7 protein-coding genes are annotated in these 10911 nt (G+C 66.4%); all 7 read right to left on the bottom strand.

The window, feature by feature from the left end; genetic code table 11:
* Positions 1–392: 392 nt before the first annotated feature.
* The 7 genes from DK261_RS27025 to gspK all read right to left on the bottom strand — a co-directional run bounded on the left by DK261_RS27025 (position 393) and on the right by gspK (position 10904).
* Entirely contained in the window at positions 393–1559 is a 1167-nt protein-coding gene (locus tag DK261_RS27025; RefSeq protein WP_016704708.1) for a substrate-binding domain-containing protein, read from the bottom strand.
* 595 nt (positions 1560–2154) lie between these two features.
* Positions 2155–3366: a type II secretion system inner membrane protein GspF gene (gene gspF / locus DK261_RS27020; RefSeq protein WP_016704707.1), complete on the bottom strand. Its 1212-nt coding sequence runs from the start codon at positions 3364–3366 to the stop codon at positions 2155–2157.
* On the bottom strand, positions 3366–4787 hold the full coding sequence (gene gspE / locus DK261_RS27015; protein WP_009048770.1) for a type II secretion system ATPase GspE: 1422 nt from the start codon (positions 4785–4787) through the stop codon (positions 3366–3368). Before gspE ends, gspF begins: the two co-directional genes overlap by 1 nt.
* A gap of 973 nt (positions 4788–5760) precedes the next feature.
* Positions 5761–8175 (bottom strand): type II secretion system secretin GspD, encoded by a 2415-nt coding sequence (gene gspD / locus DK261_RS27005; RefSeq protein ID WP_110176948.1) that lies wholly within the window; start codon positions 8173–8175, stop codon positions 5761–5763.
* Entirely contained in the window at positions 8172–8738 is a 567-nt protein-coding gene (gene gspM, locus DK261_RS27000) for a type II secretion system protein GspM (protein ID WP_053268930.1), read from the bottom strand. The genes gspD and gspM overlap by 4 nt, the downstream gene beginning before the upstream one ends.
* Positions 8731–9924 carry a type II secretion system protein GspL gene (gene gspL / locus DK261_RS26995; protein ID WP_110176946.1) on the bottom strand — a complete coding sequence of 398 codons (1194 nt, stop codon included), beginning with the start codon at positions 9922–9924 and terminating at the stop codon, positions 8731–8733. Before gspL ends, gspM begins: the two co-directional genes overlap by 8 nt.
* Positions 9921–10904 carry a type II secretion system minor pseudopilin GspK gene (gene gspK, locus DK261_RS26990; protein WP_110176944.1) on the bottom strand — a complete coding sequence of 328 codons (984 nt, stop codon included), beginning with the start codon at positions 10902–10904 and terminating at the stop codon, positions 9921–9923. The genes gspL and gspK overlap by 4 nt, the downstream gene beginning before the upstream one ends.
* Positions 10905–10911 lie beyond the last annotated feature (7 nt).

The following is a 10911-nucleotide window of genomic DNA, read 5'->3' as shown; positions in this document are numbered from 1 at the left end:
CCCCCCATGGCCCCGAACCAGCCCGAACTGAAGGCCAGAGGCTGCGCGGCCTGGGCCGTGCCGGCGAGCATCAACAGGGCAATGGCCTGCGCCAGCGGCTTGAGTCGCAGCACCGGCTGTCCATGGGCAGCAGAAGCGTTGATGAGTCGGGAAACAGGCTGATTCGGCTCAGAGCGCATCACTTGCGGATCCTTTTTACTGTTCGGGCGAATGGCGGGTACGACGGTTGCCGCCAAAACATTCGCGGGATTACTGCTAAGGCGGTTATGGGCAGGCGCGACCGAACTCTTGTCATGCAAAGTTCATCTGCGCGACAACAGCCGGAAACGAGAAAGCCGGCAATGGCTTGAGCCATTGCCGGCGGTTACACGAACCCTGCCGATGGCGGGGTATCAGGCCGGACGACCAATGCCGTTGCAGACGTTGGTGTTGCCTACGCGCAGGGCGCTGGTGGTGTTGTAGAAGGTGTTGTGTACAGCGGTCTGCCAGCTGGCTGGCAGTGGGATGAAGGAGTGGCTGGTCACAGTGGCGTTGTTGCCACCGGTGTAGTGGGTGTTGAGGAAGTTGCGGATACGCAGGTTGTCGCCGGCGTCCTTGTAGCACTGGCTGAAGACCAGGTTGGTATAACCTACGATTGGGTAGCCGGTGCTTGGGTTGGCGAAGGTCGGTACCCAGTCCAGTGGGTTGGCGACGTCCTTGCCGCTGGCAGGGTTGGTCGGTGGCAGTGCGGTATCCAGCGTGACCTGTACGTTGACGGCGGTTGGCAGGAAGCCATTGACCGTTGCCACTTTGGCAGCGTTGTTGAACTCGGCGAAGTCAGGGCTGACATAACCGATGGCGCCGTTGGTGCTGGCCACGGTGGAAGCGATCGCGCCGCTACCGGAAACACCGATGTAGGTCGAACCGGTTGGAGCATTGGTGGCCGGGTTGAAGCCTACGGCGGTGGCGAAGCTGTTGCTGGCGGCAGGTACCGAAGCAGGCTTCACGGCTTTCAGGTGAGTGGTGAAGATCTCGGTGGTGCCGCTGCCGTCGGTGCGATAGACAACCTTGATTGGCAGATCAGGACCAGCCGTACCACCGAAGGAGACATCTTTCCAGTTCTGGATCTTGCCTGAGAAGATATCGGCCAGTTGAGCACTGGTGAGGTTCAACGTGGTTTTGCCAGCGATGTTGTAAGGCACGGTCACCGAAGTGGCTTCGGCCGGGATCTGGATCAAAGGACCGAAGGTGGTACGGCCCTTGTCGGCGCTGGCATTGTAGGCATTAAGTTCAGCCAGGCTCACGATCGAGTCGCTACCGGCGTAGTCGACGTTGATGCCAGCAGCCAGGTTGAACTTGGTGGAGTCATTGTTGAAGAAGGCCTGCTTGCCTGCACCGCTGCCTACGCCGATGTAAGGGTTGAAGCCAGGAGTCGAGGAAGCCAGGATGCCGGTACCGGCGGTGGTGCCATACAGGTTCTGTGGCAGAGTGGCACCGCCACCCACAACAGCCGCCATCGATTGGGCCGAAGCCAGAGCCGCTACGGCCAGGGAAGCTGCGATCATAGTGCGCTTAAACATGAAGAATCTCCTTTCGTCGTGTGTATACGGAGGTCAATGGTTCTTGCATGACGCCATGGCGCTCAGATCCTCTGCCCTGCTCTGAGAGCGTTGTGCGGGGTGAGGCCATGGGTAAGAAGTTCGCAGTTTCCGGTGACAGATAAAGGAAAAAACCTCGGGAGAAAGGCCTTGATTTTCAAAAACTTTCTCGGGTGTTCGGGGGCCTTGGCACGGGCTTTTCAGCACAGGTGACAGCGAGGTTTCGCGGGGCCTTTTGCCAGCTCACGGGCCGACGCGGCGTGGGTCTTGGGCTGGGGGCGATGGGGGTGGTTGTGCATGACAGAACGAGGAACCCGAGTTCGGCGGATTGGCCGCTCGGGTGGCAGACCTCGGAGCAGAAAAAAACTGAGACAACCCCTGCTGTTGTTCCTGGCGAACCGCGTGTTCAGGTTTGGCGACGCAGCCTCGCTGCGCTCGGCAGCGGCTACAGGCATTCGCGTCGACAGCAGTTCGGCGCCATGACCGTAGGAGCGAGGCTTGCCCGCGACCCAGGCGACGCGAGTCGTCTGGACGGACGCTATCGCGAGCAAGCTTCGCTCCTACAGAAGCCCTCCTTTTATTGCACCAGCTGGTTGATCTCGATGATCGGCAGCAGCACCGCCATGACGATCACCAGTACCACTCCGCCCATGACCACGATCATCAGTGGTTCGAGCAAGGCGGTCATACCCATGGCGCGGCGTTCGATGTCGCGGGACAGGGTTTGCGCGGCGCGTTCGAGCATGGGTGGCAGGGCGCCGGTTTTTTCGCCGCTGGCGATCAGGTGGATCAGCACCGGCGGGAAGACTTTTTCCACCCGCAGCGCGGCGGCCAGGTTGACGCCTTCGCGGACCTTGGCGGTGGCGTCGCTGACGCTCTGGCTCAGGCGGTCGTTGGACAGGGTCTGGCGCGCCGCTTCCAGAGCGCGCAGCAGCGGCACCCCGGCTCCGCCGAGGATCGCCAGGGTCGAGGCGAAGCGCGCGGTGTTCAGACCCAGCACGAAGCGCCCGATCAGCGGCAGACGCAGTACCCGGCTGTGCCAGTTCAAGCGGGCCTGGGGGTTGCGCAGGTACATACGCCAGCTCCAGAAGCCGCCGGCCAGCACGCCGAAACACAGCCAGCCCCAGGCGCGGATGAAGTCACTGGCGTTGAGCATCGCCAGGGTCAGCCCCGGCAGGTCCTGGCGCGCCTGGGAGAAAGCGCTGACCACCTGGGGCACCACGTAGCTGAGCAGGAAGATCACGATGCCCACCGAGACCAGCCCCACCACGCCGGGGTAGATAAAGGCGGTGAGGATCTTGCCGCGCAGGGTGTTGCGCTCTTCGATGTAGTCGGCCAGGCGTTCCATGACCTGGGCCAGGTCGCCCGACTCTTCGCCGGCGGCGATCAACGCCCGGTAGATGTCCGGGAAATCCCGTGGCCGCGCCGCCAGGGCTTCGGCCAGGCGCATGCCGCTGCGCACATCGGCGCGCACCGCGCTGAGGGTGTGGGCGATGTGCTTGCGCTCGGCCTGCTCCACCGTGGCGCTGAGCGCCGCTTCCAGGGGCAGGCTGGCGCCCAGCAGGCTGGCCAGCTGGCGGGTAGCCCAGGCCAGGTCGTTGTCCGACAGCTTGGCGCTGAACAGGCCACCGCCACCGGCCTTGGGCGTGTTGCTCTCGACCTGCACCATCAGGGCCGTCAGACCACGGCTGCGCAGCACGCCGAAAGCGGCGCTCTGGCTGTCGGCTTCCAGGTGCCCAGACTCGATCTTGCCGAGGGCGTCGGCGGCTTCGTAGCGATAACGGTTCATCAGGCGTCCCGGGTTACGCGAAGGATTTCTTCAGGGGCGGTGGCGCCGCTGCGCACCCAGCGCTCGCCGTCCTCGCGCATGCTGAACATCCCGGCGCGGCGCGCGGCGGCGCGCAACGCCTGTTCGTCGGCACCCTGGTGAATCAGGCTGCGAATGTCGTCGTCGATGCAGAACAGCTCGTGGATGCCGGTGCGCCCGCTGTAGCCGACCTGGTTACAGGCCGGGCAGCCCACCGGGCGCCAGGTGCCGGGGGCAGTCGGGTCTTCTTCCTTGCAGTGCGGGCACAACCGGCGCACCAGGCGCTGGGCCAGCACCCCGAGCATCGACGAGGCCAGCAGGAAGGGTTCGACGCCCATGTCGATCAGGCGGTTGACCGCCGACACCGCGTCGTTGGTGTGCAGGGTCGCCAGCACCAGGTGGCCGGTGAGCGAAGCCTGCACGGCGATCTGCGCGGTTTCCAGGTCGCGGATCTCGCCAATCATGATGATGTCCGGGTCCTGGCGCAGGATCGCGCGCAGGGCCAGGGCGAAGGTCATGTCGATCTTGGCGTTGACCTGGATCTGGCTGATGCCCGGCAGGTCGTATTCCACCGGGTCTTCGACGGTGAGGATATTGCTGGTGCTGGCGTCCAGCCGCGCCAGGGCGGCGTAGAGGCTGGTGGTCTTGCCGCTGCCGGTGGGGCCGGTGACCAGCACGATGCCGTGGGGCTGGCGGATCAGGTTATCGAGCTTGCCCAGCACCTGGGGGTCCATCCCTAAGGTTTCCAGTTGCAGGCGCCCGGCCTGTTTATCCAGCAGACGCATCACCACCCGTTCGCCGTGCCCGGTGGGCACCGTGGACACCCGGATATCGATGGGCCGCCCGGCCACGCGCAAGGCGATGCGGCCGTCCTGGGGCAGGCGTTTTTCGGCGATGTCGAGCTGGGCCATGATCTTGATCCGCGACACCAACGCGCCGTGCAGGGCCTTGCGCGGCGAGACCACGTCGCGCAGCGTGCCGTCGACCCGGTAGCGCACCACCGAATGGCTTTCATAGGGCTCGATATGGATATCGCTGGCCTCGTCCCGCGCGGCCTGGGTCAGCAAGGCGTTGATCATGCGGATCACCGGCGCGCCGTCCTGGGTGTCCAGCAGGTCGGTGATTTCCGGGATGTCCTGCATCAGGCGGTCGAGGTCGACTTCGTTTTCGGCGGCGCCGACCACCGCGGCGGCGCTGCCGGTGTCGGAATAGGCGCTGGCCAGCAGGCCGTCGAGTTCTTCGTCGCGCACCCGCTCCAGGCGCGCCGGGCCGAACTGGCGGCGTGCTTCGCTGATCGACCAGCCGGGGGTCGAGGGGCAGACCAGGAGTACGGCGCCCTCCTCGCTGTGACGCAGGAGGATGCGTTGGGATTTGGCCCAGGCATAAGGGAGTTGTGGGTTCATGGGAGTGCCTCCGGGCCTTGGCCTTGGCCTTGGCCGTGTACATATCCGTTGCTGCGGTAACGGCGGCTTAGGGTTTCGCCCTTACGGCGAGTCACTTTGAAGAGCCCAAAGTAACCAAAGGCTCTTGCCCCCAGCGTCCGGTCCTCGCTAGGGCTCGGATTCCCTCGCTCCGGTCCTGCTCCGTGGGCCGCCGCCACAGGCCATCCATGGCCTGGGGCGGCTAACTCGGCATCCCTGCCGAGTTGCCCACTGCGCAGAACCTCCACTCGGCCTCCCGACGGGGCAAGAAAACCAAAAGCAATGCGAGGCGGCCTACCGGCCGGCCTGGATTTGGCGCTGATCCCTGTAGCTGCTGCAGGCCATCCACGGCCTGGGGTGGCTAATTCGGCATCCTTGTCGAGTTGCCCATTGCGCAGAACCTCTACTCCACCTTCCGACGGGGCAAGAAAATCAAAAGCAATGCGAGGTGGTCTACCGGCCGGCCTGAATTTGGCGCTGATCCCTGTAGCCGCTGCCGCAGGCTGCGATCGGCTGCGAAGCAGACGCAAAACCATGCGCCTCGATCTGCCTGATACACCGCGCCGTCTGGTTTGGCGTGCGCTGCGCGCCCGATCGCAGCCTTCGGCAGCGGCTACAAGAAGCGCGTAAAACGCGCTTAGCTCTTGCTTTTGCTGTGGCTCTCGCTCTTGATCTACCCGCCCCTTTCCCAGAGGCCGAACGCAGGCGTTGCGTAGGGGGTAGCGCGGCAGGGATGCCGCGCTAGCCGCCCCAGGCCATGGATGGCCTGTGGCGGCGGGCCCCCGGAGCAATGCCGGAGTGAGGGCACCCCGAGCCTTAGCGAGGGGCCGAATGGAGGGGCGAGACCTTTTGGTTACTTTGGGCTGGGCCGGCATTCCGGCGTTTGCCAAAAGTGACCCGCCGTAAGGGCGGAACCCTAAGCCGCCGTTACCGCAGCAACGGATATGTACACCAATCATTGAACCGGCACCGCCCTGATCCTAGCCCTCGGCACCAGCCCCGAACCCGGTATCGGCGCTGGCGACGACACCGGCACAACCCCCGGCACCCCCTGCTCCGCCGTCGGCAACTGCGGCGCCTGCATGTCCGGCATCGCCCAGCTGCGGTCCGGCTGCAGTCCGCCCTGGGCGCGGCGCATGAAGTCGTAGCGGTTGAGGGTAATGCTGCGCCCCGCGGCGCTGTCGCGAATGATGTAGGGCCGCAGGAACACCATCAGGTTGGTCTTGTTGGTCGAACGGCTTTCGTTGCGAAACAGCGCGCCGATCCCGGGAAGGGTCGACAGCCACGGCACCGCGTTGTTGCTCTGGCTGTAGCCATCCTGCAACAGGCCGCCGAGGACCATGATCTGGCCGTCGTCGAGCAGGATGCTGGTGTCGATCGCGCGTTTGTTGGTCACGGTGCCGGCCTCCACCGAGGCGCGCTGGTCGACGCTGCTGACCTCCTGATAGATGTCGAGCTTGACCGTGCCACCCTCGGAAATCTGTGGCCGCACATTCAGCTTCAGGCCCACCTCTTCGCGCTGTACGGTCTGGAACGGGTTGTTGCTGTTGCCGCCACCGCCGGTAACGTAGCTGCCAGTGACGAAGGGAATGGTCTGGCCGACGAAGATGCTCGCCGCTTCGTTGTCCAGGGTCAGCAGGTTCGGGGTCGACAGCACGTTGTTCCCGCCCTTGCTCCTCAGGGCCCGGGCCAGCACCTTGAGGTCGAGGATCTTGCCGATTCCGGGGATGTCCACGGTGCCGTTGACCAGGCCGACGTTGAGGCCCTGGGGCAGCACGTCGACGCTGGTCTTGCCGTTGAGGTTGAGGCCGCTGCCGCCCAGGTTGGCGCCGCCGATGACGCCGCTGCCCCCCAGGTTGCCGGTCTGCCACTGCACGCCGAATTCGGCGGCGTCGTCTTCGTTGACTTCGACGATCAGGCTCTCGATCACCACCTGGGCGCGGCGCTGGTCGAGCATGTCGATGACTTCCCGCAGGTTGCGGTACAAAGGTTCCGGCGCGGAAATCAGCAAGGTGTTGGTGGTGGCATCGGCCTGGATGGTCACGCCGCCGGCGCTGAAGGCGGTGTTCTGGTCGGACGCCTGGGTGCCGCCCTGGCTACTGCTGGAACTGCCGCCCTGGGCATAACCGCTGCCGGAGCTGCCGCCGCTGAGGCTGGAGCTGCCACTGGTGGAGCTGGTGCTGCCGCTCTGGCCGCTGCTGGAACTGCCGCCCTGGCTCATGCCGCCCATGCTGCCGAGCATGGCCCGTGCGTTGTCGCCGGTGCCGCTGTCGCTCTCGCCGGTGAGCAGGCCGCGCAGGGCCTGGGCCAGCTTGCCGGCCTGGGCGTTGCGCAGGTACACCACGTGCAGGTTGCTCGGGTTGCTCTGGGCATTGTCCAGCTTGTAGATCAGGTTGCGCGCCAGCTCGGTGCGCTCGGGGCTGCCGGTACGGATGATGATCGAGTTGGAACGCGGGTCGCCGACCACGCTGACCTTCTGGGTCGGGTCGGCGCCCTGGGTTTCCAGCAGTTCGGAGACCATGCCGGCGATGTCCACGGCGATGCCGTTCTGCACCGGCACCACGTCGGTGTCCAGGGCACTGGGGATGTCGATGCCTTCGATGATCTGCGCCACCCGGGTGAGGTTCTCGGCGTAGTCGGTGATGACGATGCTGTTGTTGCCCGGGTAGGCGTTGATCGGGTTGTTCGGCGACACGATCGGACGCAGCACCGGGATCAGGTTCACCGCGTTTTCGTACTGCAGCCGGAAGGTGCGGGTCAGCATGCCGTTGGCCGACGGCTTGCCGGCGTTGTAGATCGGCCCGCCGAGCAGCTTGGCGTCGGCTTCCGGCACCACCTGGGCCACGCCGCCGACATCCACCACGCTGAAGCCCTGCATGCGCAGGGCCGCCAGCAGCATGTCGTAGGCCTGGTGGGCCGGCACTTCGCCTTCGCTGACCAGGGTCAGGTTGCCCTTGACCCGCGGGTCCACCAGGAACTGCTGGCCGGTGGAACGCGCCAGGGCCCGGACCACGGCCTGGATATCGACGTCGACGAAATTCAGGCGCACCGGCTGGTCGCCCAGGGGATTGCGCACCACCGTGCTGCTGGCGGCGGGAGCACCGGGCGCGCGTCCCGCACGGCTGATCGGATGCTGGTATTTGGGACGCTGGGTCTGTTGCGCCTGGGCCCTCTCCCGCTCGGCCACCACGTCGCCGCCACTGCGATTGGTCTCGCCCAGGGGCCGCCCCAGTTCGCTGTCCACCAGCAACGGTGGCTGTGGCTCCTTGTTGTTACTGCACGCCGCCAGCGCCAGGGCCAGCGGCCCCAGCAGGAGCAAGGGCAGCGCCTTGCGCGATTGGCGGGCGTAAAAAGAACCTGACCACTTCATGAAGCTTCCTTAGCGCCAAGCGCCTGATCCATGCGAACGGTTCCGGACAGTTTGCCTGCCGTGCCATCGATGTCGGCCGCCCCTGCGCGTTGCAGGCGGGCCTCTACCACTTCCAGGGAAAACTGCCGGGGATTGCCCAGCAGCCAACCGACCACGGCATCCGCCGGGGCCTCTTGAAAACTCAAGTGCCAGGCCTGGGACTCGCCCTCGCCCGCCAGTTGCAACTGGTACAGCCCCTGCAGGCCGGCGGCATCCAGGGTCTGGCGCAAGGACTGCTCCAGGCTCTGCCCCGCCTCGCCGCCACGCGGCCCGCCGGCCTGGTGCAGCACCAACTCCAGGGCTTCGGACTGGGAGCGCAGCTTGGGGATCTCGGCCTGCCAGTAATCGATCTTTTTCAGCGCCGGCTCGATCAGCACCAGCCACACCAGCAGGCCGCCCAGTACCGCCGCCGCGCCGGCCAGCAGGCGTTTCTCACGCAGGGCCAGGCCGTTCCAGTACAGCTGTGCCTGGGCGGCCTGGCGCTGCCAGCGCTGGCGGTAATGGCTGAGGTTCAGCTTATTCATCCTCGTCTTCCTCGCTGTCGTCGGCTTCCATCGGCACCGCGCCGGTCGCCATGCCTGTGGCCGCACGCAGGGTCCAGCCCTGGTCGCCGGGGCTGGCTTCGAGCCCGGCCTGGGTCAGCAGGCCCTGCCAGCCGCTGTCGGGTGCGGGGACGCGGGTGTCGCTGAGCAGGCTCAGCTGCAACTCGCCGTTCTGGTAATTCAGTTGCTCGACCCCACCGATCACGAAAGGCATGGCGTTGCTCGCCTGCTGCACCAGGCTGTTGAAGCTTTGCGGGGCGTCGCCGCTGGCCCCGCTCTGGCGCGCCGCCAGTTGCTGACGCGCCTGTTGCAGGGGGTTGAGGATCACCGGCAATTCCGGGAACACCTGCTGCACCCGTTGGCTCATCTGCGCCTTGAGCTGCTGGCCCTGGGCCGCCTGGCGCGCGGCGTAGAGGTTCAGGCCCAGGGTCCAGACCATCAGCGCCACCGCGCACAGCGCCGCGGCACGGCCCCAGCCCTGTTGGCGAGCGCTGTTGTTCTGCACCCCGCCGTGCAGGCCCCAGGCGGGTGCCTGGCCGGTCCAGCGACAGCTGTCCGGCAGTTGCTCCAGCGCCCCTTGCGGGGCCGCCTCGCCCACCCATTGCAACCCGGCGCCGTTGGCCAGCAACGCCTGCAAGGCGTCTTCCGGCAGCGGCTGCACACTGCCCTGCTGCGGGCTGTGGCGCAGCAACAGGTGCTGGTCTTGCAGGCAGGCAGTCAACTGACCCGCCGCCGGCACCGGCAAGGCATAGGGCGCCGGGTACAGGCCGCGCAGTTTCAGGCCGGCCTGCTCCAGCATCTGGCCCAGCCGCGCCAGCGCTTCGCACGGCAACCAGCTGATATGCACCTGGCCGTCGCTGTCGCGCGGGCTGTGGGCCACGTACAGGCTGTCGCTGTGGCCGAGAATCAGCGCCTGGGCGGCGCAGGCCACCGCCGCGCTGACCTTGGCCGGCGCCAGGGCCGGCAGCTCTATGCTCGCCAGCAGGCTGTCCTCGGGGTGCAGGAAACACTCCACGGCCGGCGCCTTGGGCACCTGCCCCAACTGCATCAGGCTGGCTTCGCCGGCTTCCTGGACCTGGCCTTCCTTAACCTGGAGCCGGGCAAAGCTCACCCGGCTCTCGGCCGTCAGTGTGTGCAAGGGCGGCAGGCTGACGCGCAAGCGGCTCATACGCCCACCCGCGACCAGATCACCCGCGGCATGTTGTCTTCGCTGCGGTGCAGCAAGGCCAGCAGCTTGACCCGGCGCCGCTCGCCGCGGGCCTGGCCTTGCAGGCGGAACCACTCGCTGGTGATGCCGACCCGCACCGCGTCCGCCGGTACCTGCGGCATGCGCAGGCGGTTGATAAAGTCGCCCTGATTGATGAACCACTGGCCGCTGTCGCGTTCGGCGATCAGCGCCTTGGCCCGTGGCAGCGCAAGCCCCGGCACGGTCGCGGCGAGCACTTCGGCGCTGGCGGTATTGCCGTTGACCCAGGTATTGGCCGGCAGGATGGTGACAAAGGGTTCCAGGCGCGCCAGCAGCTTTTCATCGACGCCGTTCACCCCCAGCAGGTCGTCGAGGCTGCGCAGCATCGGCTGCTTGGCCAGCAGCGGCTTGCGCGCGGCCTCGGGCGAGGTATCGCGACCGCTGTGGAAACCGCTATTGGCCGGCGCCGCCGTGCCTTCCGGGCTCAACAGCCGTGGGTAGGAGGCGATCACCCGCTGGCTGATGCGCTGGCCCAGGGTCGCGTTGACCCCCAGCAGCTCGCACAGGCGCTGGAAGTTCTCTATCTGCAACGGGTCGAGGCGGTCGTTGGCCAGCAGGTTGCGCAGGTTGAACTTGCTCTGTTCGTCCTCCAGCCGGCCTTCGAACGGCCCGGCGCCCGGGCCCAGGGCCGCGAGCTGGATCGGCCGCGCCCAGTGCTGGTCGAGGCGGGTCAGCACATCGCGCTGACGGTCTTCCCACAGGCGCTGGCGGCTGACTTCCATGCCGCCCTGCAGCTGCCAGCTGCCCTGGACCCGCAGTTGCTCGCTTTCCAGCCCGCGGGTGAACAGGGTCTGGCGGGTCAGCATGCCGCCGGCGATCACCGCCACCACGGCGGCGATCAACAAGGCGCTGATAATGGCCATGCCACGCTGTTTCGCCGCTGTCGGCGAACGGGCTGTCATGGCGGCG

It is taken from the genome of Pseudomonas sp. RW409 (assembly GCF_003184125.1).
GTDB classification, from domain to species: Bacteria; Pseudomonadota; Gammaproteobacteria; order Pseudomonadales; family Pseudomonadaceae; genus Aquipseudomonas; species Aquipseudomonas chlororaphis_I.
The sequence above is the reverse complement of the archived record's forward strand: the minus strand, read 5'-3'. Positions and strand labels throughout refer to the sequence as shown.